The 26,131-nt window shown below is 60.6% G+C and carries 25 protein-coding genes and 1 tRNA gene; 19 read left to right on the top strand and 7 right to left on the bottom strand.

Translation table 11 applies throughout. The features are described 5' to 3' along the window. Positions 1 to 87 precede the first annotated feature (87 nt). From VWY60_RS08650 to VWY60_RS08630, 5 genes are all read left to right on the top strand, one after another. The gene (locus VWY60_RS08650) at positions 88 to 1,005 is read left to right on the top strand and encodes an ABC transporter permease (RefSeq protein ID WP_340545343.1); all 918 of its coding nucleotides are present in this window, start codon (positions 88 to 90) and stop codon (positions 1,003 to 1,005) included. A gap of 85 nt (positions 1,006 to 1,090) precedes the next feature. Then, positions 1,091 to 1,936, top strand: coding sequence for an ABC transporter permease (locus tag VWY60_RS08645; protein WP_340545344.1), 846 nt, complete (start codon positions 1,091 to 1,093; stop codon positions 1,934 to 1,936). Between the two features lie 117 nt (positions 1,937 to 2,053). Then, positions 2,054 to 3,040, top strand: coding sequence for an ABC transporter substrate-binding protein (locus tag VWY60_RS08640; RefSeq protein ID WP_416536154.1), 987 nt, complete (start codon positions 2,054 to 2,056; stop codon positions 3,038 to 3,040). 137 nt (positions 3,041 to 3,177) lie between these two features. Then, positions 3,178 to 3,396, top strand: coding sequence for a DUF6500 family protein (locus tag VWY60_RS08635; RefSeq protein ID WP_340545346.1), 219 nt, complete (start codon positions 3,178 to 3,180; stop codon positions 3,394 to 3,396). A gap of 289 nt (positions 3,397 to 3,685) precedes the next feature. Next, positions 3,686 to 4,939 carry a 4Fe-4S dicluster domain-containing protein gene (locus tag VWY60_RS08630; RefSeq protein ID WP_416540293.1) on the top strand — a complete coding sequence of 418 codons (1,254 nt, stop codon included), beginning with the start codon at positions 3,686 to 3,688 and terminating at the stop codon, positions 4,937 to 4,939. A gap of 48 nt (positions 4,940 to 4,987) precedes the next feature. Here VWY60_RS08630 and VWY60_RS08625 read toward each other — a convergent pair whose 3' ends face one another. The 3 genes from VWY60_RS08625 to acs form a co-directional block, all read right to left on the bottom strand. Then, on the bottom strand, positions 4,988 to 5,488 hold the full coding sequence (locus VWY60_RS08625) for a flavin reductase family protein (protein WP_416536150.1): 501 nt from the start codon (positions 5,486 to 5,488) through the stop codon (positions 4,988 to 4,990). A gap of 192 nt (positions 5,489 to 5,680) precedes the next feature. Then, positions 5,681 to 6,364 carry an adenylate kinase gene (locus VWY60_RS08620; RefSeq protein ID WP_416536148.1) on the bottom strand — a complete coding sequence of 228 codons (684 nt, stop codon included), beginning with the start codon at positions 6,362 to 6,364 and terminating at the stop codon, positions 5,681 to 5,683. 8 nt (positions 6,365 to 6,372) lie between these two features. After that, the gene (gene acs, locus VWY60_RS08615) at positions 6,373 to 8,334 is read right to left on the bottom strand and encodes an acetate--CoA ligase (RefSeq protein ID WP_416540292.1); all 1,962 of its coding nucleotides are present in this window, start codon (positions 8,332 to 8,334) and stop codon (positions 6,373 to 6,375) included. Positions 8,335 to 8,936: 602 nt separating this feature from the next. Between acs and VWY60_RS08610 the strand changes: the two genes are divergently transcribed. The 8 genes from VWY60_RS08610 to VWY60_RS08575 all read left to right on the top strand — a co-directional run bounded on the left by VWY60_RS08610 (position 8,937) and on the right by VWY60_RS08575 (position 16,949). Next, positions 8,937 to 9,953, top strand: a complete 1,017-nt coding sequence (locus VWY60_RS08610; RefSeq protein ID WP_340545351.1) for a C4-dicarboxylate TRAP transporter substrate-binding protein — start codon at positions 8,937 to 8,939, stop codon at positions 9,951 to 9,953. Between the two features lie 86 nt (positions 9,954 to 10,039). Continuing rightward, positions 10,040 to 10,690: a TRAP transporter small permease subunit gene (locus VWY60_RS08605; protein WP_340545352.1), complete on the top strand. Its 651-nt coding sequence runs from the start codon at positions 10,040 to 10,042 to the stop codon at positions 10,688 to 10,690. 11 nt (positions 10,691 to 10,701) lie between these two features. Beyond that, a complete protein-coding gene (locus VWY60_RS08600; RefSeq protein ID WP_340545353.1) occupies positions 10,702 to 12,102 on the top strand; it encodes a TRAP transporter large permease in 1,401 nt (466 codons plus the stop codon). Between the two features lie 186 nt (positions 12,103 to 12,288). Next, entirely contained in the window at positions 12,289 to 12,771 is a 483-nt protein-coding gene (locus tag VWY60_RS08595; protein ID WP_416540291.1) for a hypothetical protein, read from the top strand. A 119-nt stretch (positions 12,772 to 12,890) separates the two neighbouring features. Next, a complete protein-coding gene (locus VWY60_RS08590; RefSeq protein WP_416540290.1) occupies positions 12,891 to 13,259 on the top strand; it encodes a glycine zipper family protein in 369 nt (122 codons plus the stop codon). Between the two features lie 194 nt (positions 13,260 to 13,453). Further along, complete coding sequence (locus VWY60_RS08585; RefSeq protein WP_416536140.1) at positions 13,454 to 14,131, top strand: response regulator transcription factor; 678 nt, start codon at positions 13,454 to 13,456, stop codon at positions 14,129 to 14,131. 25 nt (positions 14,132 to 14,156) lie between these two features. Next, a complete protein-coding gene (locus VWY60_RS08580) occupies positions 14,157 to 15,590 on the top strand; it encodes a sensor histidine kinase (protein ID WP_416540289.1) in 1,434 nt (477 codons plus the stop codon). Between the two features lie 153 nt (positions 15,591 to 15,743). Beyond that, positions 15,744 to 16,949 carry an MFS transporter gene (locus VWY60_RS08575; protein ID WP_340545358.1) on the top strand — a complete coding sequence of 402 codons (1,206 nt, stop codon included), beginning with the start codon at positions 15,744 to 15,746 and terminating at the stop codon, positions 16,947 to 16,949. 56 nt (positions 16,950 to 17,005) lie between these two features. Here VWY60_RS08575 and VWY60_RS08570 read toward each other — a convergent pair. Both VWY60_RS08570 and VWY60_RS08565 read right to left on the bottom strand, forming a co-directional pair. Further along, positions 17,006 to 17,080: transfer RNA gene (locus VWY60_RS08570), tRNA-Asn, on the bottom strand. An 86-nt stretch (positions 17,081 to 17,166) separates the two neighbouring features. Then, entirely contained in the window at positions 17,167 to 18,081 is a 915-nt protein-coding gene (locus tag VWY60_RS08565; RefSeq protein ID WP_416538651.1) for an MBL fold metallo-hydrolase, read from the bottom strand. Positions 18,082 to 18,165: 84 nt separating this feature from the next. Here VWY60_RS08565 and VWY60_RS08560 point away from each other — a divergent pair, with 84 nt between their 5' ends. After that, the gene (locus VWY60_RS08560; RefSeq protein WP_416540288.1) at positions 18,166 to 19,485 is read left to right on the top strand and encodes an ATP-binding protein; all 1,320 of its coding nucleotides are present in this window, start codon (positions 18,166 to 18,168) and stop codon (positions 19,483 to 19,485) included. Between the two features lie 21 nt (positions 19,486 to 19,506). On the opposite strand, the gene VWY60_RS08555 is transcribed toward VWY60_RS08560, so the two are convergent. Together VWY60_RS08555 and VWY60_RS08550 are read right to left on the bottom strand one after the other, a co-directional pair. After that, positions 19,507 to 20,613, bottom strand: coding sequence for a Gfo/Idh/MocA family protein (locus VWY60_RS08555; protein WP_416540287.1), 1,107 nt, complete (start codon positions 20,611 to 20,613; stop codon positions 19,507 to 19,509). A gap of 8 nt (positions 20,614 to 20,621) precedes the next feature. Beyond that, on the bottom strand, positions 20,622 to 21,332 hold the full coding sequence (locus tag VWY60_RS08550; protein ID WP_340545362.1) for a GntR family transcriptional regulator: 711 nt from the start codon (positions 21,330 to 21,332) through the stop codon (positions 20,622 to 20,624). Between the two features lie 101 nt (positions 21,333 to 21,433). On the opposite strand from VWY60_RS08550, the gene VWY60_RS08545 reads away from it, so the two are divergent. The 5 genes from VWY60_RS08545 (at position 21,434) to VWY60_RS08525 (ending at position 26,127) form a co-directional block, all read left to right on the top strand. Beyond that, positions 21,434 to 22,588: an LLM class flavin-dependent oxidoreductase gene (locus VWY60_RS08545; protein WP_416540286.1), complete on the top strand. Its 1,155-nt coding sequence runs from the start codon at positions 21,434 to 21,436 to the stop codon at positions 22,586 to 22,588. Continuing rightward, positions 22,588 to 23,478 carry an aldo/keto reductase gene (locus tag VWY60_RS08540; protein ID WP_416540285.1) on the top strand — a complete coding sequence of 297 codons (891 nt, stop codon included), beginning with the start codon at positions 22,588 to 22,590 and terminating at the stop codon, positions 23,476 to 23,478. Before VWY60_RS08545 ends, VWY60_RS08540 begins: the two co-directional genes overlap by 1 nt. Further along, positions 23,478 to 23,999 carry a flavin reductase family protein gene (locus VWY60_RS08535; protein WP_416540284.1) on the top strand — a complete coding sequence of 174 codons (522 nt, stop codon included), beginning with the start codon at positions 23,478 to 23,480 and terminating at the stop codon, positions 23,997 to 23,999. Before VWY60_RS08540 ends, VWY60_RS08535 begins: the two co-directional genes overlap by 1 nt. 62 nt (positions 24,000 to 24,061) lie before the next feature. Continuing rightward, positions 24,062 to 24,652: a TRAP transporter small permease gene (locus VWY60_RS08530; protein WP_416536124.1), complete on the top strand. Its 591-nt coding sequence runs from the start codon at positions 24,062 to 24,064 to the stop codon at positions 24,650 to 24,652. Further along, positions 24,652 to 26,127: a TRAP transporter large permease gene (locus VWY60_RS08525; RefSeq protein ID WP_416540283.1), complete on the top strand. Its 1,476-nt coding sequence runs from the start codon at positions 24,652 to 24,654 to the stop codon at positions 26,125 to 26,127. Before VWY60_RS08530 ends, VWY60_RS08525 begins: the two co-directional genes overlap by 1 nt. The last annotated feature ends 4 nt before the right edge of the window (positions 26,128 to 26,131 follow it).

Raw genomic sequence — 26,131 nt, 5'->3', positions numbered from 1 at the left:
CGGGGCACCGGAAGATTCCAATCTTCCGGGACATTTTCGTGGAAGAAACAGGGGGTCGCGGAGCGCTGGGTCCGGAGGGGCAGGATCATGAAAACCGCACTTGCGATATTGAGTGTTCTCGCCGCGATAACCGCGATCTGGTACGCGGCCTGTGTGCCGATGAACATCAAGGGAGTTCTGGACGCTGCTGAACGCGCGGGTGCCGAGGTGACACCGGCCACCGCGCGTGAGCGGCGAGATATGGCGGCGTTTGGGCTGGTTTTTGGCAACCCCGCTGTGGTGACACAGGTCTGGTCGCAGGACCGGCCCCGACTGCCGGCTCCTCATCAGGTGGCGGTGGAGCTTTGGGAGACCACGGTTGAGAAGAGGATCACCTCAAAGCGCAGTCTGATTTATCACGGTCAGGTGACGCTGTCGGCGACGCTTCTCGGCTTTGTGATCGGCACCGGGTTGGGCATTCTTCTGGCGGTTGGAATCGTACACAGCCGGGTGATGGATATGTCGGTGATGCCATGGGCCATCGTCAGCCAAACCATCCCGATTATTGCACTGGCACCGATGATCATCGTGGTTCTTTATTCCATCGGGGTACAGGGAATCCTGCCAAAGGCGGTGATCTCGGCCTATCTGAGTTTTTTCCCGGTTGTTGTGGGGATGGTGAAAGGCTTGCGTAGCCCGGACCAGATGCAGCTTGACCTGCTGAAGACCTACAATGCGAGTGTCGGGCAGGGGTTCTGGAAGCTGCGGTTGCCTGCCTCGATTCCCTATCTTTTTGCCTCCCTCAAGATCGGCATTGCCGCATCGCTGGTCGGGGCCATCGTCGGGGAGTTGCCAACGGGCGCCGTTGCGGGCCTAGGCGCGCGGCTTCTGGCGGGGAGCTACTATGGGCAGACCGTACAGATCTGGTCGGCGCTCTTTGCGGCTGCGATCTTGGCCGCCGCGTTGGTTGCATTCTTGGGACTGATCGAACGGCTGGTGCTGAAACGGATGGGGGTGACCGTATGATTGATGTTTGGGCCAAGGGCTCTGCCCTCGCCGCTGCGCCGCTCACCCGGGATATTTTCGGCCAGAAGAACAAGGGGATCAGATCATGACGATGGTTGCGATTGCGCTGCTGGTCTGGTGTGGAGGCTGGTGGCTGAACAGCCGTCTGGCCAATGGTCCACGCGCCCATACCCGTGGTGTGAAGCTGCTTGTCCCGGCAATTTTTGGAGTGACGCTTCTTGTCGTTTGGGAGCTTCTGGTGCGGGGGCTTGCGGTTTCGCTGGTGATCCTGCCTGCGCCTTCGGTCATTGCGGAGCGGTTTGCGACCAGCCTGCCCATTCTCTGGCAGGATTTTCAGCAGACCATTCTCAAAGGGGCGCTGTCTGGGTATATCATCGGCTGCGTCGCGGCGCTTTTGATGGCCATTGCGGTGGACCGCAGTGACTTCCTCCGGCGAGGATTGCTCCCGGTTGGCAATTTTGTGGCCGCGCTGCCGATTGTCGGCACCGCACCGATTCTGGTGATGTGGTTCGGCTTTGACTGGCAGTCAAAAGCGGCCGTTGTGGTGGTGATGGTGTTTTTCCCGGTTCTGGTGAACACCGTGGCCGGGCTGCGGGAAACCTCGGCCATGCAACGCGATCTCATGCAGACTTATGCGGCGAGCTACTGGCAGGGGTTCTTCAAACTGCGCCTGCCTGCGGCGCTGCCCTTCATCTTCAATGGTCTGAAGATTTCAACCACGCTGGCCCTGGTGGGGGCCATTGTGGCGGAGTTCTTTGGCTCGCCGACGGTGGGGATGGGGTTTCGGATCTCGACCTCGGTCGGACAGCTGGCGCTGGACATGGTCTGGGCCGAAATCCTGGTGGCTGCATTGGCGGGGTCGGCATTCTACGGCATGATGGCTTTGGTTGAGAAAACGCTTACTTTCTGGCACCCGTCGCAACGGGGATAGGCGGGGGCGGGCCGTCGTTGCCCGGCCCCGTAAAAACTGGAAAAAACCTTTGGAGACACAGGGAAATTCGCGCAGAATTCGCAAAGAATAACAGACATAACAACAGGGAGAAGACAGATGAAAACACTGCTGACCGCCGCCGCATTGGCGCTGGGAACGGCATCGGTTGCGCAGGCTGCCGATGAGGTGAAGCTGCAACTGAAATGGGTCACGCAGGCCCAGTTCGCGGGCTATTATGTCGCGCTGGATCAGGGGTTCTACGAGGCCGAGAATCTCGATGTGACCATTCTGCCCGGCGGTCCCGATATTGCGCCGACGCAGGTGATTGCAGGCGGCGGTGCGGATGTCACGGTCGAGTGGATGCCGGCCGCGCTTGCGGCGCGTGAAAAGGGCTTGCCACTGGTCAATATCGCGCAACCCTACAAAAGCTCGGGCATGATGCTGACCTGTTGGAAGGACACTGGCATCGCAGCGCCTGAAGATCTGGCAAATCGTACGCTGGGGGTCTGGTTCTTTGGCAATGAATTCCCCTTCATGAGCTGGATGAGCCAGCTCGGGATTTCCACCGAGGGCAAGGGTGAGAAGGGCGTCGAGGTTCTGAAACAGGGCTTCAATGTCGATCCGCTGCTGCAGCGTCAGGCCGACTGCATTTCGACCATGACGTACAATGAGTATTGGCAGGTGATTGATGCCGGCGTGTCGCCGGATGAGTTGATTACCTTCAAATATGAGGATCAGGGCGTGGCAACGCTTGAGGATGGTCTTTACGTTCTCGAAGACAAGCTTTCTGATCCGGCCTTTGTCGACAAGATGCAGCGTTTTGTCCGGGCCTCCATGAAGGGCTGGAAATGGGCTGAGGAGAACCCGGATGCCGCAGCAGAAATCGTCCTGGACAATGATGCCTCGGGCGCGCAGACCGAAGAGCATCAGAAGCGGATGATGTCGGAAGTCGCCAAGCTGACAGCAGGCAGCAACGGCGCATTGAGCGAGGCTGATTACCAGCGCACGGTGAAGACGCTGCTGGATGGCGGCTCAAGCCCGGTGATCACCAAGGAGCCGGAAGGCGCCTGGACCCATGTCATCACCGATGCCGCGCTGAACTGAGCTTTAGTGCAGTGATCTGGCCCCTGTCCGCTGTTCTGCGGGCGGGGGCTTTTCTATTGTATTGCGCACAGGCGCGCTATGGGGCGCTGTGATCCTCGCCTGTCTCGGCAGGCCAGCGGTGGGGGCGGAAGCATCTTATGAGAGACAGTTTGAGGGCAAAGATCATCGCCGTCTGCAACGACAAGATCGCGAAAAAGGGGGATGGCGTTGGCCTTTCCTTCTATGCGTTTTTTGCCAATCGGAATGACGATCCCGAGGCGCTGATGGAGGCGGCAGAATGGTGGATCAAGCATCATCAGCTGGACCATTTTGAAAAGGCTGTAAAGATTCGCCAGATGGTGGAGACAGGTCTGTGACCCTGCCGTCGTTGTTGCGCCGCAGCCGGTGCGGCGGCTGGTTCTGCACCAGTTGCGCCCGGTCTGTGGGCAGGTGGCCCATTTCCCTGTTCCTTCAGCAGCTGTTGACGCCGACAGAAACGGCGTGACCGCCGATCGGATAGGGCGGATCTTTCAGAATAAATGACAGTTAAAAGTTGAGTCTTATTTTCGATTACACGTTACAGGTCGAAATTCCATGTTAGCCTCATCTTATCAAACGATGGGGATTTTCGGCTGTGGTTTGGTTCTCAATCTGAAGGGAGAGGCCATGACTGTCTGGGAAAATGTGCAACTCTGCCTGCGCTCTCAACCCAATGTGCGCGAAATGGCTGATCTGCGGACTGCGGTCCGGGTGTCGCATCCCGGTGCCTCCTATCGACGGTATAACCCCGAAAGCCATGTGCGCTGGCCGCTGGCAGATCTCTGTGAGGCGGCGGTGCGGCGGCGTCAGCAGCATTCGCGGTTGGGAGCGTCGGCGCCGCGCTCCGATCAGGTGCTGGTGATGTATGATGCCCGCGCAGTGGAGCAGCTATCCTGGTTGAAGAACCATCCCCCGGTGGCGGGTATGGATGTCACAGCTGCGGCCACCAGCGGTCTGGAACGCGCTGGTCACGCGGATCTCTTACACGCGATTTCCGACGGGTTTGACTGGGTGCTGCTGGAATCCGCAATTGAAGAGAACGCGCGTCTGGCGCAACTGCGGGAGATGGAGCTGGCCGCTTGTCTGGGGCTTGAGGGGCGGGTGGGCCTGTTCCATTCGGCGGCGCATCTGGAGCAGCTGCTGGCGGAAGGTATTGCGCAGCTGCCGGTGATGGAGCACCGTCGTGTCGACACCGAGAGCAACGCCAAGCCGCGCCGTCGGCGCGAGGCGCTGCAGCTCTTTGCCAGTGTGACCCTGTCGCAAGACACTGATGTCATCGCGTTGCCGCAGGACGCCCCTTATGGCGGGATCGAGCTGACTGGGGATTGCACCCTCTGTCAGGCCTGCACCTGGATGTGCCCCACCAATGCGCTGATCGGAGCGGAGAACGGAGGCGGGCTGGACTTTATAGAGGCGGACTGCATGCAATGCGGGCTATGCGTATCGGTGTGCCGCCAGAATGCGATCAGATTGGTGCCACGGCTGGAGCTGAAGCGGGACCGGCTGCCGGTATCGCTGACCCAGCCGGATTTCTTCTGGTCGGATGGGCTGTCCGGCGGGGCCGAAACCGCAACGGGGGAGACGGCGCCGCAGACGGCCAGTTGCGGTTCCGGGCCGACCATCGATACGCCGGGCGCTGCTCGGGCGACTGAGGCAGCGGCATCGGGCAAGACCGAGATCGATGATGATCATGACGATCCCGATGATTGGATGGGCGGTGGCGGCGCTGACTGGTCCGGGCATACTGTCCGGGAGAGGACAGACCGGGGGGCTGGCACGGGTTCGTCGCTGCTGCGGCTGAATGATCTGGGCGCGCATTGGCCTGACTGGGCGCGTTTGACGGGACTTATGGCAAAACGGCGCGAAGATCCGCTGTCCTAGGACCTTGGCGTGGCTGTGCAGAGGGGCGACAGATCTGGAGATCCGAAGCTAGCTCTGCTCCATAAACCCGCCGTATTGGCCGCGTTTGAAAATCAGACCCTTGCCCGGGCGGCTTGTGGTACGCAGCACCGCGCCGACAAGAATACTATGATCGCCGCCGTCGTGGCAGGCATGGGTGCGGCAATCAAATCGGGCAATGACATCAGGCAGAACGGGTATTCCCTCGTCATTGTCTCGCGCTGGAATACAGGAAAAATCTTCGCCGTTGCGGGCAAAATGCATCGCCATGTCCAATTGATCCTCGGCCATGACATGAATCGAAAAATGGGTGGCAGAGACAAAGGGATCGTGGCGTTTGGACGCGCGGGCGGGACACCAGAGCAGCAGTGGCGGATCCATCGAGACCGAGGTGAAGCTGTTGGCTGTGATTGCCAGCGGCCCACGGTCCGTGCGTGTGGTCACCACGGTCACGCCAGTGCCGAAACACCCTAGGGCGTCTCGGTAGGCCCGCAGGCTGTCGGGACCGGGGATAAAGCTGGTTTCGGACATCTCGCGCGCCTTTGGTTCAGTTCTGTGCTGGGTGCCATGGGAACAAGCCCATGTCCACCAGCTACCAATGTGGCACGCATCCCCTCAAAAGCCAGAGAGGATTGAAAACAGGCCCACATTTCTGCGGACCTGTCTGGTAATTAATGTTTTTCGACAACACGCTTTGATTGAACGTCGTGGTGCTGACCTTCGTCAAGCGGTTGCAGCACGTACAACTTTGCTCAGCGAGTTCGCGATCTGGTTGATCTCGCCCATTGCATCGATTCGGTTCAACACATCTTTGTCGTCGTAATAGCTGATGAGCGGCGCGGTCTGAGCATGATAGGCGGCCAGACGGCTGCCCACGGTTTCGGCATTGTCGTCCGCCCGACGCGTCATCTCTGTGCCACCACAGGCGTCACAGGTGCCCTCGACGCGTGGCTGTTTATACTGGTCGTGATAACCTTCACCACAGCCTGCGCAGGTATACCGTCCGGCTACCCGCGCCACCATTGCGGCATCGTCCACCTCCAGGCTGACAGCGGCGTTGATCCGCTGACCGGTTTCCGCCAGCAGCTTGTCCAGTGCCTCCGCCTGCACCGTCGTGCGAGGGAAGCCATCCAGGATGACGCCCTTTGCACAATCCGGTTCCGCCAGCCGGTCACGCAGGATGTTGATCACGATCTCGTCGCTGACCAGCTCGCCTGCCTCCATTACGGCTTTTGCCGCGAGGCCCGCCGGGGTGCCCGCAGCGACGGCAGCCCGCAGCAGATCGCCGGTGGATAGCTGGACAAGGCCAAAACTCTGTTCCAGTTTGCGCGCCTGGGTGCCTTTGCCGGCGCCGGGCGGTCCAAGCAGGATCAGAACCGCAGGGCGGGTTAGAACATCAGTCTCCATGTCAGCAATCATCCTTTGTCGGCCCGGTTTGCAATGAGGTCGTCGACCACGGAGGGGTCGGCGAGGGTCGAAGTGTCACCAAGCGAGCCGAAATCGTTCTCGGCGATCTTGCGCAGGATACGCCGCATGATCTTGCCTGACCGTGTCTTTGGCAGACCCGGCGCCCATTGGATCACATCCGGGCTGGCAATCGGCCCGATCTCGGTCCGCACCCAGGTGCGCAGCTCCTTCATCAACTCATCCGAGGGCTCGCGGTCGTTCATCAGGGTGACATAGCAATAGATGCCCTGGCCCTTGATCTCATGCGGGTAGCCAACCACGGCGGCCTCGGCCACGGCGGCGTGGGCCACCAGCGCGCTTTCGACCTCAGCGGTGCCCATGCGGTGGCCGGAGACATTGATCACGTCATCGACGCGACCGGTGATCCAGTAATCGCCGTCGGCATCGCGGCGGCAGCCGTCGCCGGTGAAGTAGTAGCCTTTGTAGTCGGAGAAATAGGTTTTCTCGAACCGCTCATGATCACCCCAGACGGTGCGCATCTGGCCGGGCCAGCTGTCCTTGATGCAAAGCACGCCCTCGACGCCGTTGCCGTTGATTTCCTCGCCGGACTGCGGGTCCAGAACAACGGGGGCCACACCAAAGAAGGGTTTCATCGCAGCACCCGGTTTGGTCGCATGGGCGCCGGGCAGGGGGGTCATCAGATGGCCACCGGTTTCAGTCTGCCACCAAGTGTCGACAATGGGGCATTTCCCCTTGCCGACCACATCATTGTACCAGGTCCAGGCTTCCGGATTGATCGGCTCGCCGACGGTGCCGAGGGTGCGCAGCGAGGAAAGATCGCATTTCTGGACCCATTCATTGCCCTGACCCATCAAGGCGCGCAGGGCGGTGGGTGCGGTGTAGAACTGCGTCACCTTGTGCTTGTCGCAGACCTGCCAGAAGCGCGAGGCATCCGGGTAAGTCGGCACGCCCTCAAACATCAGCGTGGTGGCGCCATTGGCCAGCGGGCCATAGACGATATAGCTGTGGCCGGTGACCCAGCCCACGTCCGCGGTGCACCAGTAGATGTCGCCGTCGTGGTAATCGAAGGTGATTTCGTGGGTCATCGCGGCATAGGTCAGATAGCCGCCGGTGGTATGCACCACGCCCTTCGGCTGGCCGGTTGAGCCGGATGTGTAGAGGATGAACAGCGGATCCTCGGCATTCATCTCGGCCGGTTTGCAGTAATCATCCGCTTCCAGCGCCATTTCGTTGTAGTCGTAGTCGCGCCCGTCGACCCAGGTGGTCTGACCGCCGGTGCGCTTCACCACGAGACATTTCACCGTGTCTTTTGTGTGCAAGAGGGCTGCGTCGGCGTTTGATTTCAGCGGGGTCTTGCGGCCGCCGCGCGGCGCCTCGTCGGCGGTGATGATCACCTTGGCGTCGCAGCCGTTGATCCGGGCTGCCAGCGCATCGGGGGAGAAGCCGGCAAAGACGATGGAATGAATGGCGCCAATGCGGGCGCAGGCCAGCATGGCATAGGCCGCTTCGGGGATCATCGGCAGGTAGATCACCACCCGGTCGCCCTTGCGCACGCCCATGGTCTCCAGGATGTTTGCCATCCGGCAGGTACGGGTATGCAGCTGTTTGTAAGAGATATGCTGGGCAGGCTCTTCCGGATCATCCGGTTCCCAGATGATCGCGGTCTGATCGCCTCGGGTGTCCAGGTGGCGATCAATACAGTTGGCGGAGACGTTCAACGTACCGTCCGCGTACCAGTTGATCGAGACATTGCCGAGTGTGAAATCCACATCCTTCACCTGGCTGAAGGGCTTAATCCAGTCGATCCGCTTGCCCTGTTCGCCCCAGAACCCCTCGGGATCCCGCATCGAAGCGGCGTACATCTCGTCGTATTGTGCAGCGTTGACATGGGCGCGTGCAACCGTCTCCTCCGACGGCGCATAGGCTTTGCTGTCGCTCTCCTGGGTCATCTTGTGTCCCTCCCTCCAGTCTGTTCTCGGAATGGCACACCACAGCGCACAGCGAGATGTGTCAAACCTTTTCCGTCCTCCACAGCGATAATACCCAAGCTTGAAAATAAGGAAATAAGTGTCCGAGGAATAAGGATTTACCTGTAAATCTATTTCCGAGGTTGGTCTGAGGTAGTAAACTTATTCTGGCGTTGGCAAATTAATATTTTGTTTATCATGATGTTAGGTGTAAATATCGACCGGAGCGCCCGTGCTGGCAAATCAGCGGCCTGCGCAATGCTGGCGCTATCAACGGGCACCGACTGGCACCATCGCCTGCGGCAAACTGTGCCAGGGTGCGACGCCCTCGGGTGCCTGTCGGTCCATGGGGCCGGGCGCGTCTGCGGACCGCTGCCAGGTTGTCAGGCAGGTTTTGTGCCCATGGCGCACCAGCGCCTTGTGGGGTTGGCAGCGCCCTGGCTTAGCGCTAGCGTGGTGCCAGATGCTCGCAACTCTGCGGACCTGAGGGCTGTGATCGCAAGATCACAGCAAGCCCGGCACCCGGCGACGCCAAGGTGCAGGGGGGGCGCAAGAGGAACAAGGGCACAAACTGGGAGGTACTCATGAAGACCAATTTGACCGCCGCAACTGCGGCGCTTGTCGGCCTGTCCATTGCAGGCAGCGCTGCGGCCACCGAATGGAACGTTTCTGTCTGGGGCAAACGCCGCGCCTTTACCGAACATGTCGAAAAGCTGGCTGAGCTGGTGTCCGAGAAAACCGGCGGCGAATTCACAATGAACATCAGCTATGGTGGCCTGTCGAAGAACAAGGAAAACCTTGACGGGATTTCCATCGGTGCCTTCGAGATGGCGCAGTTCTGCGCGGGCTACCACCGCGACAAGAACCCGTCGATCACCGTGCTGGAACTGCCGTTCCTTGGCGTGAATACGCTGGAAGAGGAAGTCGCTGTCAGCCATGCGGTCTATGCACATCCGGCCGTACAAAAGGATCTGGCGCGCTGGAATGCCAAGCTGCTGATGACTTCACCCATGCCGCAGTACAATATCGTCGGCACCGGCGAGGCGCGCGATGAGCTGGGTGAGTTCAAGGATATGCGGGTGCGCGCTACCGGCGGTATCGGTCAGGCATTTTCTGCCGTGGGCGCGGTGCCGACATCCGTGACTGCAACAGAAGCCTATAACGCGATGGAATCCGGCGTTGTCGATACCGTTGCCTTTGCCCAGCACGCGCATCTCAGCTTTGGCACCATCAACAAGGCCGACTGGTGGACCGAAAACCTCAACCCCGGCACCGTGAACTGCCCGGTGGTCGTGAACACCGATGCCTATGACGCGCTGAGCGATGCCGAGCGTGAAGCCCTGGACAGCTCGGTGGATGAGGCAATTGCCCATTACCTTGCGAACTATGGCGTGCTGCTTGAGAAATGGGACAGTGTTCTGGCCGAAAAAGGCGTCGAGAAGGTCACTATCTCCGAGGATCAGCTGGCTGAATTCCGCAAGGTTGCCGCCGATCCGATCCGCGAGCAGTGGATCGCCGACATGAGCGCGCAGGGACTGCCTGCACAGGAGCTTTATGACCTGGTGCAGAAAACCCTGAGCGACCTGCGTTCGGGAAGCTGATTTTCATCCAAATGATGAAAGGGCCGGGCAGAGCTGCGCCGGCCCTTTCTTACGTGATTGCAAAGTAGATATGACGGGGGCAGACGATGGCAGGCAGTGCGGCGGTGCTGGTAGATGACAGCCTGATCAGCAGTTTGGACAGGCGTCTGCTGCGGCTGGAACGCGGATTGGCCCTGGTCAGTGGTCTTGCGGTGTTTTCGCTGATGGTACTTGCGGTGGTCTCGGTTGGCGGGCGCAATGGTTTCAACGCGCCGCTACCTGGCTATGTGGACTGGATCGAACAGGTGATGCCGCTGATCGCCTTTATGGGCATTTCCTTTGTTCAGCGCGACGGCAGCCATATTCGCATGGATCTGGTGATCTCGTCGCTGCGGGGGCGTGCACTCTGGCTGTTTGAGCTGTTCTCGGTGTTATTGATCCTGGCCCTGATGTTGGCGCTGCTCTGGGGCAGCTGGTCGCATTTCCAGCGCTCCTTCGATTTTGCCGCCCCCCTGTGGAGCCGCGACAGCTCCATCGACATCGGTCTGCCGATCTGGCCGGCCAAGCTGCTGGCGCCGGTCGCATTTGGCGTGCTGTGCCTGCGCCTGTTGCTGCAGGTCTGGGGCTATGGCCGCGCGCTGGTTCTGGGGCTGGACAGCCCGGCTGCGGTTCCGCTGGTGCAGAGCGCCGCAGAGCAGGCAGCGGCCGAGGCTGAACATCTGGGCGGGGTGTCGACCACCGCCAGTGACCGCGACTAAAGGGGCAGACTATGGAACCTATCGAAATTGGCCTCTGGGTCAGCGGCTTTCTTCTGGTAACTGTGTTCTTGGGGATGCGGGTGGCCTTTGCCGCCGGTCTCGCTGGGCTGGTCGGCCTTGTCTGGATCTTCTGGGCCAAGTTTGGCTATGATCCGGCGCGGTTCACGAAGGCGCTGACCATCGCGGTGAAGACCGCAGGGCAGGTGCCCCATTCCAAGGTCTCAAGCCAGGCGCTGAGCCTCATTCCGACCTTCATCCTGATCGGCTATCTCGCTTATTACGCAGGCCTCACCAAAGCGCTGTTTGAGGCCGCAAAACGCTGGTTGGCCTGGGTGCCGGGCGGGCTGGCGGTGTCGACCGTCTTTGCCACGGCGGGCTTTGCCGCCGTCTCTGGCGCCTCTGTTGCGACATCCGCCGTCTTTGCCCGGATCGCGATCCCCGAGATGCTGGCAATCGGTTACGACAAACGCTTTGCCGCAGGTGTGGTGGCGGCCGGCGGCACGCTGGCCTCGCTGATCCCGCCCTCTGCGATCCTTGTAATCTACGCGATTATCGTCGAACAGGACGTGGGCAAGCTCCTGCTGGCAGGCTTTATCCCCGGTGCCTTCTCGGCACTGATTTACGGTTTGCTGATCATCGGCATGGCGATGACGATCAAGGGCTTTGGCCCTGCTGTCACCGGCTTTACCTGGCGCGAGCGCTTTGTCTCGCTGCCGCCTGCGCTGCCGATCCTGTTTGTGGTCGCGACGATCATTTTGTTTGTCTACAACCCCTTTGGGGGCGATGCTTGGGGGACCCCGACAGAGGGTGGCGCAATCGGGGCCTTCGTGGTGTTTCTGATGGCGCTGTATCGCGGGATGCGATGGGCGGAGTTCAAGGACGCGCTGCTGGAAACCGCAAAACTGTCGGTGATGATCTTTACCATCATCTGGGGCGTCCTGATCTACGTCCGCTTCCTTGGCTTTGCCGAACTGCCGGCGGCGTTTTCCGACTGGATCACCTCGCTCACCCTGTCGCCGATGCTGATCCTGATCTGCATCCTGCTGGCCTATGCGGTGCTCGGCATGTTCATGGACGCCATCGGTATGCTGCTGCTCACGCTTCCGGTGGTCTATCCGGCGGTGATGGCGCTTAACGGTGGTGAATACGTTTCAGCGGCGGAAAGCACATTTGGCATGTCCGGGCCGATGTGTGCAATCTGGTTTGGTATTCTGGTGGTGAAAATGGCCGAGTTCTGCCTGATCACACCCCCGATCGGTCTCAACTGCTTTGTCGTTGCGGGTGTGCGGGACGATCTGACGGTGCAGGATGTGTTCAAGGGCGTGACGCCGTTCTTCATTGCCGATGGTATTACCATCGCTTTGCTGGTTGCTTTCCCCTCTATCGTGCTCTGGCTGCCAAGCCTCGCCTAAGGTTCTGCCAGATATAAAGAATACAGCTTCGGGCCACGACAGATCCTCTGCCGAGGCCCAAAAAATCCCAAGCTTACAGAATTGTAAGCTCCGCGCAGAGACCGTGTAAGACTGGACCTGCATATTCGTCTCATCAGCCAGACACGGCGTCCACCGCCCTGGCGCAATAGATGAGAGGAATGGAAGATGATCACCAAGACAACGACACGTATCGTGATGACCGCAACCCTGATTGCAGGTGGCTTTGCCGCACAGAGCCTGCGCGCGCAGCAGGCGCCGGAGGTGGCCCCGCTCGAGGTGGCAGAGGCCGAGCTGACCTATGCGGATATGCTCGCCGTGCCTGTCACCTTTGATCAGGTCATGCGCACAGCATTGGAAAACGCCGAAGGCCGACTGGTGGAAATCAGCCTTGATGACCTTCACGACACGCCTGTGTTTGTTGCGGTTGTCGCCAGTCCGACCAGCCTGACAGAGATCGTGGTGTCAGCTACCGATGGCTCGATCCTGAACACCGCGACCCAAACCGCGGCCTCACCCGAAATGATGCAGCAGCTGTTAGACGATGAGTTCGAGGACGGGCTGGACTTCGTAAGCCTGATTGATGAACTCGAAGATGATGAGTGCGATTGCGACGATGACGACGATGAGGATGACGATCACAAAGGCTGATTACCTCGTCCGGATCTGATGACGGGCCGGAGCGTGGGCTCCGGCCTTATCGAAGTATTCCCTAGACCATCCTTGCCGCCGCGAGAAAGACAGATCAGGCGGCTGGCCGGAGACCATTCATGAAAAAGCTATATCTTGGCTGCCTCGCGGCAGTCGCCCTTGGAGCCTGTGGCGACAGCTATGAAGAACCGCTCCTGTTAGATGGGCCGCAGCAAGTCGGGTTTCACTCCGATTTGGGCGCCTGCCGTGCGTTGGCCGAACAACACGTAGACAAAACGTTGAAATCCAGCGCTGTTCAAGGTGCGGTGATCGGTGGCATCATCGGAGCGGTAGACAGTGAGGATGGAGACCGCGCCGATGACGCATGGATCGGAGCTGCACTCGGCGGTGGTATCGGGGCGCTTGACGGGCAGAATGAACGCGACAAACAGCGCCGCACCATTCTTATCCGCTGCATGCAGGGGCGCGGGCATCGTGTGTTGGCGTGAAACCCTGCCCAGATCCCGTCGCCGACTTGCCGGTCGACAGATACGGCCGATCGTCCGGTGCGCCGGGTTCAACCTTGGGGAGCTTAATTGTGATCCGTTGAACTCCGGTCATCCGAAACGAGCTTGCACCCAATTGCAGCGCCAGGGGGCCGGCTTGGTCACTTGGGCGCGATGCTGAAACCGGCGGAGTCCTGATGCGAATTCTCCTGCTCGAAGATGATCCTGAAATTGGCACCTGGACGGTCAAGGGCCTCATGGCAGCGGGCCATGTGGTCGACTGGATCGAGAATGGTCGCGAGGCGCTGCTGGCTGCAACAACCCGCGATTATGATGTCCTGATCTTTGACAGGATGACGCCGGATCTTGACGGGCTTTCGGCGCTGAAAACCCTGCGCTCTGCACGGATTGCCACCCCCTTGATCCTGCTCACCGCGCTCGGCGCGGTTGAGGACCGTGTCGAGGGGCTGGAAGCCGGTGCTGACGACTATCTCAGCAAACCCTTCGCCATGTCTGAGCTGCTGGCCCGTATCACCGCCCTGGGCCGTCGCGGACGGGCTGAGGCCGCAGAAATGACAACCCGGCTCTCTCATCGCGGGCTTGAGCTGGATCTCTTGAGCCAGACCTGTACCTGCAATGGCCAGACCGTCTTGCTGAACCCCAAGGAGTTTCGCCTGCTGGAGGTTCTGATGCGTTCCAAGGGGCGGATCCAGACCCGCGCCATGCTGCTTGAACGGGTCTGGGACATTAATTTCGATCCCGCCACCAGCGTTGTCGAAACCCATATGAGCCGCTTGCGGAACAAGATTGAAAAACCCTTCGGAACGGAGTTCATCAAAACCGTGCGCGGATCCGGGTATATGTTCCTTGATTAGATCCTTCATAAAGAGCCTGTTGCGGATGAGCGCCCTGCGTCAGGCGATTGCCCTGTCGCTGGCGTTTCTGGTTCTGCTGACCATTGGCGGGCTGCTGCTTGACGATGTCATCACCGAAGAATTCCGCGCCGAGACGGAAGCGGCGCTGCGGGAGGAATATCAGCGCATCAGCGATCGGCTGACACGCACCGGTCGCTTCCCCGATCAGATCGTGACTGCCGAAGTGTTTTCCGACAGCGGTGTCGGCTATGCCGTTCTGCGCGCAGATGGCAAGGTTCTCGGCCCCGTGCTGCGGGGAGCTTTTGACAGGCCGGGGTTTGATATCCTGGAGGGCGAACAGCTGTTTCAACCTGAGGCACTGGAAACTCTGGACCGGATCTTTGAGCTGATCGAGGATGAAGATGAAGAGGATGATATATCCTCTGACCAGCCGGGGCGGAACCCTGGCACCGCTCGCCAGCTGGGCTTCGATGTGGAGTTTGACAGCGACGCCGATCTCGGCTGGCGCATCTATAGCGGTGCGGTGCTGGATGGCCGCCTTCTGGTCTATGCGCCCGGTGTCAGTGCCTTTGGCGCGGATCTTACCGGCGTCATCCTTATCTTCGTCATCATCCTGTCGCTGCCTGCGCTGGTCATCGGATTGATCTTCGGGATCCGGGCACAGCGACGTCTGAACCGGATCGGCGCGGGGTTTGACCGTATTGCCGATGGCAATCTTGATCTTCGGCTGGCGCCCCGGGTGATCCGCGATGATATTGATGAACTGGCTGCGCGGATTGACGGTGCCACCGAACGTTTGCAGGCCTCGATGCGGCAGATGTCTGATTTTTCCGCCAATATTGCGCATGATCTGCGCACGCCACTGACACGTCTGCGGCTGCATCTCGATCAGGCCGAAGACGCCGAGGATCAGGCCGCCCATAGAGAGGCCGCGATTGCGCAGATGGATGATATCATTGCCATCTTTGGCGCCATCCAGCGGATTGCGCGGATGCAGAGCCAGCGGCGGCGGGACGGTTTTGCACCCGTCGAACTGGCGACAGTCGTGGAGCAGGTGCACGAAATATACGAGGCGGTGGCGCAGGACGCCGGGCAAGAGCTGTCCTGCCGCGTCAGCGATGCCGTCACTATCAATGCGGACCGCAGCCTGATCATGCAGCTTCTGGCAAATCTGATCGAGAACGCAATCCGCCACGCCGGCGAGGGGGCCAGCATTGCAATCGACTTGAGCGGTCGCAGGCTGTCAGTCACCGACACTGGCCCGGGAATACCCGAGGCTGAACGCAGCCGCGTGCTGGATCCGCTCTACCGGCTCGATCGCAGCCGCAACACCGCCGGGGCAGGGCTTGGGCTGGCCATGGTAAAAGCGATTGCAGACCTTCACGAAGCTGACCTGGCGTTGATGTCGGGACCAGATCAGCGCGGACTGCGGGTCGAGGTGAGATTTCCCGAAGGCTGACGTCGCCCGCCTGCCGTCGAGGATGCCATTTTGTACCGCTGCGCCAAAAAGCCGCGAAGCTGCGGAAATAGGGTTACCCATTGCGCGCGCGCCTCAGCTACTAAGTGCTGTGCCGCGTGTTGGCGCTGTTTCAGATCAAAAAAGACAAGCACCATGAAGTTGACCGGCCCCTTTCTGTTCATTCTTGCGACATTGATGATTGATGCGATTGGCATTGGCATCGTGTTTCCGATCATGCCCGATCTGATGCTGAGAGTGGGGGCCGAAAGTACCGCCGAAGGCGCGTTGTGGAGCGGCATCATGATGTCGGCCTATGCCGCCGCCATGTTTCTGTTCGGCCCGATTGTCGGCAGCCTCTCCGATGCCTATGGGCGTCGGCCGATCCTGATCCTCGCGCTTGTCACCCTGACGATCGACTATGTCATCATGGCGCTGGCCCAGACCTATTGGATGCTGCTGGTTGGTCGGGTCATCGCCGGGATGGCGGGGGCGACTTATATCACGGCGACCGCCTATATATCGGATATCGCCAAACCGGCAGAGCGCGGCGCTGCCTTTGGGATGATCGGTGCCGCCTTTGGTATCGGCTTTGTGCTGGGGCCTGCAATTGGCGGCATGGCGTCGGGGCTGCACATCAGCGCGCCCTTCTGGATCGCTGCGGGCCTTTCGGCGGTCAACGTGCTGTTCGGGCTGATCATTCTGCCGGAATCCCTGAAGCCGGAGAACCGTCGCCCGTTTGGCCGCCGTGATATCAACCCCTTCGCGACCCTCCTCCGCGCCTTTGCCATCCCCGGTCTGGCGATCCCCTTGATCTGTATCTTTGTCTTTGAGTTTGCCAATCTGGTCTACCCGACACTCTGGTCCTTCTGGGGCCGCGAGGTGTTTGGCTGGGACGGGTTCACCATCGGGCTGACCCTTTCAGCCTATGGTGTTCTGATCGCCGTGGTACAGGCGGGCATCCTGCCGCAGCTCACCAAACGCCTGGGGGATTTCAGAACACTGATCATCGCGATGGTGGCGGCGGTGATTTCCATGATCGGGTTTGGCGTTGCCAGTGCCATCTGGGTCGTCATTGTGTTTCTGCCGATCGCCGCCCTGTCAGATATGGCTCCGCCGCTGATCACCGCATTTGCCGCCAACCGGGTTGGCGAGGATCAGCAGGGTGTGGTTCAGGGCGTCATCGCTTCGCTGTCGTCGGTTGCTGCTGTCGCGGCTCCGCTGGTGCTTACCGGGGTGTTTGAACGGTTTGTCGGCGAGACCGGCTGGTATCTGCCCGGTGCCCCGTTTCTGGTCGCCGCTGTGCTTGTGGTGGCGATGGTGCCGCTGGTACTGCGTCTCAGGGCTCATGACACCGGCTGACGGCCTTCACAAAAGAAAAGGGCTTGGAGATGTAATCTCCAAGCCCTTGAAATCTTTGGCTCCGGCGGTAGGGATCGAACCTACGACCAATTGATTAACAGTCAACTGCTCTACCGCTGAGCTACGCCGGAACGGTTTGTGCCGTATAGCGGTCGGATCTGATGAGGTCCAGAGTCGTTTTGCGATTTTTTGAAAAAATCTGCGGTCATCCGGTTGTCTATGGGAGCTGAGCGAACAGCGCGCCGAATGACAGAGGATCTGCGCATGTGACGCGGGATTGCCCTGCAAGATCAACGAGGTGGGCAAAAACATTGCGCTCGGCGGCGATGCGCAGCGCTGCCGGAGTTTCGGTGTAGATGCGCGCGGTCAACTCTGCCACGGTGGCCGGTCCTTTCGCAAGCTCCGCCATGATCGCAGCCTCACGCCCTTTGCGGTGGGTGATCAGCCAGGCGAGCCGGGCCGCAGGGTCGCAAACCGGTGCGCCGTGCCCGGGGTAGAAGACGCGCCAGTTGCGCGCGGCCAATCGCTGGCAGGAAGCCATGAAATCTGTCAGATCGCCATCGGGAGGCGACACCAGCGAACTGGCCCAGCCCATCACGTGATCGGCGGTAAAACAGGTGTCTTTCCAGGCAAAAGCGATATGATTGCCAAGATGTCCGGGCGTGTGGATCACTTCCAGCTGCCAGTCCGGGCCGGCCACGATATCACCGTCGCGCAGCCTGATGTCTGGCGTGAAATCCACATCGATGCCCTCACCGCCACCGGCGAGGCCGGCGGCGGCCAGCTCCGTCATCACAGCGCTTCGCCCTGTTGTTGCATCGCCGAAGGCGTAGACCGGCGCGCCGGTGGCCTTGGCAAGCGGCCGGGCGAGGGGGGAATGGTCCAGATGGCTGTGGCTGACCAGAATGTGGCTGATGCGCTGATCCGGTTCCACGGCGTCAAGGATCGCCCGTAGATGGGCGTCACTCATTGGGCCGGGGTCGATGATGGCAATATCGCTGTGGCCCAGCAGATAGGTATTGGTCCCGCGATATGTCATCGCAGAGGGGTTCGGTGCGAGGATACGGCGCAGACCCGGTTCGACATTCTCCGCGATGCCTGCGGGGGGATTGAAATCGTCGGGTGCCTGCATCTGCTCTGATCCTTGGTGATAAACGGGGCGCGGAAGATGCGCGTTTTGCTTTTCAGCGGCGGGGTCGCGCGGTAGGTGTAGCGCATGTTCTTTCAATGGCTCAAACACTATATGCCGCGCAGCCTTTACGGGCGGGCGGCGCTTATCCTGCTGGTGCCGATTGTAACGCTGCAACTGGTGATTTCGGTTGTGTTCATCAAGCGTGACCTTGAGGATCTGACGGTCCAGATGACGCTCACAATGCTGCGCGAGCTGCGCCTGCTGGAGCAGGTGATGGCACCGGCTGGCAGTCGCGAGGAGGCCCTGCAACTGGCCGATCCGCTGCTGCGACCGCTCCAGATGCAGCTGCGCTTTCTCGAGCCGGAGGAGCCGGTACCGCTGGATCAGATGGGGCTACTGGAGTTTTCGGGCCGGGTGGTGCGGGACACCTTGCAGGCGACGGCGCCACAGTTCATTTCTGCCCAGTTCCCCAACACGCGCCGGGTGCAGTTGGTGCTGGATAGCGAACACGGGCCACTGGCGCTGGTGTTTGACAGACGGCGACTGACGGCAGCGGCGCCGCATCAGCTGATTGTCACCATGATCGTCTTTGGTTTCCTGATGACGGTCATCGCATTCGTCTACATGCGTAACCAGCTGCGCCCGATCAAGCAGCTCGCGGAAGCGGCACAGGCCTTTGGGCGGGGACGAACGGAGCCTTATTCGCCGCGCGGGGCCAATGAGGTGCGTGCCGCCGGCAGCGCCTTTCTGGACATGCGGGCGCGGATCGAACGTCAGATGGAGCAGCGCACGCTGATGCTCTCCGGTGTCAGCCACGATCTGCGCACGCCGCTGACGCGCATGAAACTGGGCCTGTCGATGCTGGATGACGAGGAGGCCGAGCCGCTGCGTCAGGATGTCGACGAGATGCAGGCGCTTCTGGATGCCTTTCTCGACTTCTCGCGCGGTGTTTCCACCAGCGAGCCGGAAGAAGTGGATCCGCATGTGATGATCACGCTGCTGGTCGATGGCTGGCGGCGGCAGGGCAAGGATGTGATGCTCGGCGAGATGAGCGGCGAAGGCAAGGTGATGCTGCGCGGCGCAGCAATGCGTCGGGCCGTGCAGAATCTGATCTCAAACGCAGTGCGTTATGGCACCCGCGCACGCGTGTCCGTTGCCATGACCGAGAAATTCCTGCGCATAAGGGTCGAGGATGACGGTCCCGGCATTGCAGAGGCGGACCGGACCGAGGCGACCCGGCCCTTTACCCGGCTTGATCCTGCCCGCAATCAGGATCTTGGCAGCGGGGTTGGTCTGGGGCTGGCGATTGTTACCGATATTGCGCGCGCGCATGGTGGGACGCTCCGGCTGGGCACCAGCGCCGAGCTGGGTGGGCTACAGGCCGATATCGTGATCGGCTTGTAATATCCCGTCACCGGGGCGCGCTCAGATCAGCTCTGAGATCTCTACGCTGCGCCGCTCGGCAATGGAGATCTGCGCCGCCATCCCCATGAGCACTGCCATCCGCCCATCATGAAGGGTCACCTCAGGTGTTGCGCGTTCGCCGCGGACCAGTTCGAGGAACTTCTGGTGCTGATAAAAGGTGGATCCGTTGTGATCACCCGCCTCAAGAAGTTCGGGATCAACAGGAATCTCTTGTTTTACAGGGCCTTTGGGGGAGCATGGCGAGGTCACCAGCTTCGGCAGCGGCGGCGCGCCCAGATGGGTGGGCCAGAACCGCCCCGGTCCGGGCACAAAGGCTTCGATCTTGCCTGTGGGTCCGACCGCGGCGACCTCTTCCTGATATTCAGCGCCTTCTGCGAACATGCACAGGTCCAGCATCGCCCGGGCGCCGCAGCTGAAGTCGACGATAACATAACCATTGTCGAGGATGTCCGGGGTTCCCTCGGCATAGCGTTCGTCCAGATGGTTCACATCCTGACCGCCGCTGGCCATAACCCGTAGCGGTTCAGAACCGAGCGTCAGCCGCATCAGATCGAAAAAGTGACAGCATTTCTCAACAAAGGTGCCTCCGGATTTGGCGTCAAACCGGTTCCAGTCATCGACTTTTGCGAGAAATGGAAACCGATGCTCGCGGATGCTCAGCATCTTGATGCCGCCGGTCGCTGTCTGGGCCTGCTTCAGGAAAGCCGCAATGGGGGGCATATAGCGATATTCCATCGCCACCCAAACGGGGGCTGGATAATCTGCTGCAAAACCGTCCAGTCGTGCCAGATCGGCAAGACTGGTGAACAGCGGTTTTTCGACCAGCACCGGCAACGGGCGCAGGCGGGCCAGGGTCTCCAGCTGCTCCAGATGGCGGAAATTGGGACTGGCGATCAACAGGCAGTCAAGCTCAGCTACAGCCAGCAGGGCCTCGATACTGTCCACAAACGCTGCATCAGGCGTCAGCGTGGCGGCAATCTCGCGCATGGCCGCATTGGGTTCATAGATCGCACCGACCCGCGTGTTGTCCAGCCGGGCGATATTGCGCAGATGTTCCTGGCCCATCATGCCGCAGCCGATGATTCCATAGGTGGTGGGGTGTGACATGTTTCCTCCTACGTCAGGCGCTGCACATAAAGCGCCCTGTCCGGGTCAAACCAAGTGCGTGAGAACTCCACGGCGGCCTCATCCTGTGCCCAGCTTAGCCGTTCGATATACCCAACCGTCGCGCCCGGGGGCTTGCCAAACCGTGTCGGCGCCCAGTCGGGCACCCGACCAAGCGATACCCGATCCTCGGCTCGGCTGATCCAGAAGCCCAGATGCAGCCGATAATATCTATAGAGGGAATCGGACAGCTGTCCGGCATCGACCTGTCCCGCGCCACCATCCAGCCAGATCTCTTCAACGGCGATCACCACATCATCGAGATACCGCAGACGCCTGATCCGGGTGCCACTGCCTGACCTGCCAAATTCGGGCAGTGTTTCGGGCTTGGCGAGCGCGGTCACCGACAGAACATCTGCCGTGGGCAAGCCACCACCGCCGGGCAGCTCCAGCCGAAACATCGAATAGACGCTTTGCACTGACTGGGTGGTGCGGATGTAGTTTCCCGATCCCTGAATCCGTTCGAGCATCCCCTGTTTTTCTAGCTCCGACAGGGATTTGCGCAGGGTTCTTACGGTGGTTCCATACTGCTGCGCCAGCTGACGCTCGGGCGGCAGTCGCTCCCCGTCGGCCAACCTCCCGGCCGCGATCTCACGGGTCAGGGACTCGCTGATCTGAAGGTAAAGCGGCAGCGCGCTGGCAGTGGAGCGGGCAGTGGGCATGGGGCCAATCGTCACCATGTGAGAAAAATTGATACACCATTGATCTACATCAAGGCGCAGGCTATGCAAGAGTTAAGTTGCCAACTGCGAGGGAGAGACCGATGAGCGTTGTTCCGGTAACATCCGCGGATCTTGATGCGGTCGAAGTGTCTTGGTTTGCGGCGCTCTGCTCGGACGATTACCAGTTTCTTGGTGTACCGGATGGTGACCTGCGGTCCTCTTGGGCGCATTGCTCTGACATCGTGAAAGAGGCAGAGGCGCAGGGGTTTCGCAATATCCTTTGCCCGTCGTCCTATCAGGTGGGTCAGGATACGCTCAGCTTTGTGGCGGGCTGTGCGCCGATCACTGACAGGATCAACATGCTGGCAGCGGTGCGCTGCGGCGAGATGCAGCCGATCATGCTGGCGCGTACCCTGGCCACCTTGGATCACATGCTGAAGGGGCGGCTGACGGTCAATATTATCTCCTCCGATTTTCCGGGGGAGACCGCCGACAGCGGCTTTCGCTATCAGCGCTCGCGCGAAGTGGTCGAGATCCTCAAACAGGCCTGGACCCGGGATGAGATCAACCACAAGGGCGAGGTTTACCAATTCGAAGGGCTGACCACCGATCCGGCGAAACCCTATCAAACCGGCGGGCCGCTGCTGTACTTTGGGGGCTATTCCCCGGCGGCGCTGGAGCTCTGCGGTGAACATTGCGACGTCTATCTGATGTGGCCGGAAAAGATGGAAGATCTGGCCGGTCGGATGCAGGCCGTTCATAGCGTCGCGGTAACTTATGGGCGTACGCTTGATTATGGTTTGCGGGTGCATGTCATTGTCCGCGACACCGAGGCAGAAGCCTATGAATACGCCGATCACCTTGTATCGAAACTGGATGATGCGCAGGGCAAGGCCATTCGGGAGCGGGCGCTGGATGCCACCTCGCTGGGCGTGGCGCATCAGGCCAAGAACCGCGATATTGCTGATGAATTCGGGTTTATCGAACCGAACCTCTGGACAGGGATAGGGCGGGCACGCTCTGGTTGCGGGGCGGCGCTGGTCGGATCCACCGATCAGGTCATGTCAAAGCTGGAAGCCTACCAGAAGATGGGCATCCGCGCCTTTGTGCTGTCGGGCTACCCGCATCTGGAGGAAGCGCGGCATTTCGGGGCGCGGGTGATGCCACATCTGAAAACCTGCTCACTGCCGCATAAATATGGCCGGGTGCCGCAATCGACCCCGGCGACACCCCTAGGGAACGGAGAACGTCGTTGATGGAACGGATCAAGATCGCAGAAGGGCTGGAGTTCAGCCGTCTGGTCTATGGCATGTGGCGTCTTGGCGATGACAGCGATACCTCGACCGCCCATGTCGAGGCCAAGATCGAGGCCTGTCTGGCACAGGGGATCACCACCTTTGATCAGGCCGATATCTATGGCGGCTATACAGCCGAAGGGATCCTGGGGCGGGCGCTGAAGGCGAATCCAGCCCTGCGTGAGCAGATGGAGATCGTCACCAAATGCGATATCGTGGCTCCGGTCGGGCGCTATGCGGACGCGACGGTCAAACATTACGATACCTCCGCCGCCCATATCACCCGTTCGGTTGAGACGTCGCTGATGGAAATGGGCATCGACCATATCGACCTCTTGCTGATCCATCGGCCGGATCCGCTGATGGATCATGTCGAGACAGGGGCTGCGCTGGACGCGCTGGTCGCCGCAGGCAAATTGCGCGCCGTCGGCGTGTCGAACTTCCGTCCCTGGGATTGGGAGCTGCTGCAATCGGCGATGAAGACGCCGCTGGCCACCAATCAGATCGAACTCTCTTTGTCCGAGATCAGCCCTTTCACCAACGGCGATCTGGCCTTTCATCAGCGGCAGGAGCATCCGCTGATGGCGTGGTCACCGCTTGGCGGTGGGGGGCTGATGACCGGGAGCGGCCAATTGGCCGATCGGCTGGATGTGATTGCTGCCGCGCAAGGCGTTGACCGCGCCGCCGTCGCCATAGCCTTCCTGTTGCGACACCCGGCTCAGATCCTGCCGGTGCTGGGCACCAATAATCTGGAGCGGATCAAACAGGCCTCTGACGCGCTGAAGGTCGAGCTGGACCGCCCGACCTGGTTCACCCTGTACGAGGCGGCATTGGGCCGGGAGGTCGCATGATGTCGGCACATGCAGGGCAGGGCAAACACAGCTTTGTTCCGGCACCGGACAACACGCGGCTGCTGCGTGACGCCTTTGGCCGGTTCGCAACTGGGGTCACCATCGTGACCGCAGCCTCCGATCAGGGGGTTGTTGCGATCACCGCCAACAGTTTTTCCTCGGTCTCGCTGACGCCGCCGCTGGTGCTGTGGTCGCCCGACCGCAACTCGCGCCGCTTTCCCTATTTCGAGAGAGCCCGCCACTACGCCATCCACGTTCTGGCGGCGGATCAGGATGATCTGTGTTGGCAGGTCGCAAAAGATGCTTTTGGGCTGAACCATTTGCAGCTGGAGCGCAACGAAAACGGGGTGCCGCTCTTGGAAAACTGTCTGGCGCGGTTTGAATGCACCCGTTCAGCCATCCATGACGGGGGAGACCACGCCATCGTGCTGGGTCACGTTGACCGCGCCACCATGCGCGAAGAAGGGGACGCATTGACATTCTACAAGGGCCAGATGGGCCAGATCGCCGTGTCACGCTAGCGACCGGCTGCCTGCACCAAGGGAGGTTGGTGCGGGCACATTGGGGGGAGGAGAGAGACGCGATGACGGCAGTTCTGTCGGTCCTGAACATACTGCGCCCGCTCAACACCGGCCTGCTTGCGCTCGGCCGATGGGTGGGCGTTTTTGCCATTGGCCTGATGGTTCTGGCGATCCTGATTCAGGTCTTCTTTCGCTACGTGCTGGGCAGTGCCTTGCCTTGGCCGGATGAGGCCGCGCGGTTCTGCATGTTGTGGATGACCGGCCTGATGGCGCCGACCGCACTGCGCAACGGTGGTTTTGTGGCCATTGATGTTATCGACTCCCTGCTGCGTGGGCGGCTGTTCCACCTGCTGCAGCTGCTGCTATTGGCGATTGGCCTGACCGTGCTGATCGTTGGTATTCAGATCGGATATAGGGAGGTCACCGGTCTTGGCGGGCGGTTTGCCACCGCCTCGCTCTATGTTCCGACCTCTCTCGGTTTTGACAGCTGGCACCGGGTGCCCCGCAGCTGGATGATGCTGTCGCTTGTGGTGGGCCTGGGCCTGCTGATCCTGGTCAATATCGAGCTGATCCTGGAACGCATCGTGCGACTGTTCGGTCAGGGTGATCGCCTGCCGGACCGTCCGGGCATGACCATCGGAGGGGCCGAGTGATGCTGATCTGGTTCCTGCCGCTGTTCCTGTTTCTTCTGCTGGTCGGTCTGCCGGTCTTTTTCTGTCTTCTGGCAGCCCCGGGTGCCCTGCTGTGGCTGAATGGCCAAGAACGCGATCTCACCCTGTTGTATCGCAACCTCTATAACGGGATGGACAGCTTTCCGCTGATGGCGATCCCGTTTTTCATGCTGGCGGGCGAGTTGATGAATCGCGGTGGTATCACCGTTCGGCTGGTCGAATTCTCGCAGGCGCTGATGGGTCATCTGCGCGGCGGTCTGGCGCAGGTGAACATCCTGTCGTCGATCCTGTTTGCCGGCCTCTCGGGCTCTGCCGTGGCCGATACCTCTGCCCTTGGGTCCATGTTGATCCCTGCGATGGAGCGCGAAGGCTACAGTCGCAAATTCGCCGCGGCCGTCACTGCCGCCAGTTCGGTGATCGGGCCAATCATTCCGCCATCCGGCATCATGATCATCTATGCCTATGTCATGGGCGAAAGCGTTGCCGCGCTGTTCCTCGCAGGCATCGTTCCGGGTGTTCTGGTCGGCGTCGGCCTGATGATCATGGTCCGCGCCATGGCCGACCGGTATGAGCTGCCGGCCGCACGGCGGGTGGTGTTCGACAGCGTTGAGATCGGCGCGATGGAGCGCTGGTTCTCCTTTGGGCTGGTGCGGCTCAACCTTGGCCTGTTGCTGGCACAGTTTGTCCCGCTGGGCGAGGGGGCCGGAGCGCAGATCAAATGGCTGGTGTTCCTTGGCGCGGTTCTGTTTGCCCATGGGCTGATGCTGGGGCTGCGCCGGATGGTCAGCCCGGCGTTTCGCACCATTTGCAAACGAGCGGTGGTGCCGTTGCAGACGCCTGTCCTGATCCTTGGTGGCATTCTTGCCGGCGTATTCACCCCGACCGAGGCCGCTGCCGTGGCGGTGGCCTATGCGCTGCTGATCAGCTTTCTGGTGCTGGGGTCGATGCGGCTGGCGGACCTGCCGCAGGTGTTCACGAGGGCGGGGATCACCTCCGCCGTGGTGCTGCTGCTGGTGGGCGCCGCGATGTCGTTCAAGACCGTCGTCAGCCTCAGTCACGCGCCGGAACAGCTGGCGGATTTCATCCTCACCCTCTCGGAAAATCCGCTGATCCTGCTGTTCCTGATCAATCTCTTGCTGTTTGTCGTGGGCATGTTCCTGGATGCGGGCCCTGCGATCATCATCCTTGGCCCGATCCTCGGACCGGTGTTCACCGATCTTGGCGTCGACTCGGTCCATTTTGCCATCATCATGTGTGTGAACCTGACGGTTGGTCTGGCGACACCGCCGATGGGGCTGGTGCTGTTTGTGGCAGCCGCCGTTTCGCAAGAGCGGGTGACAACAATTGCCCGGGCGATCCTGCCCTTTCTTGCGATTGAAATTGCGGTGATCTTTCTGATCACCTTTGTGCCGGCCATTTCGCTGACCATTCCGCGGTTGACCGGATTTCTGAACTAAGGAC

Source organism: Phaeobacter sp. JH20_26, assembly GCF_048056275.1.
In the GTDB taxonomy this organism is placed as follows: Bacteria; Pseudomonadota; Alphaproteobacteria; order Rhodobacterales; family Rhodobacteraceae; genus Phaeobacter; species Phaeobacter bryozoorum.
Note: the sequence above shows the minus strand (reverse complement) of the source record. Positions and strands in the feature narration are given on the sequence as shown.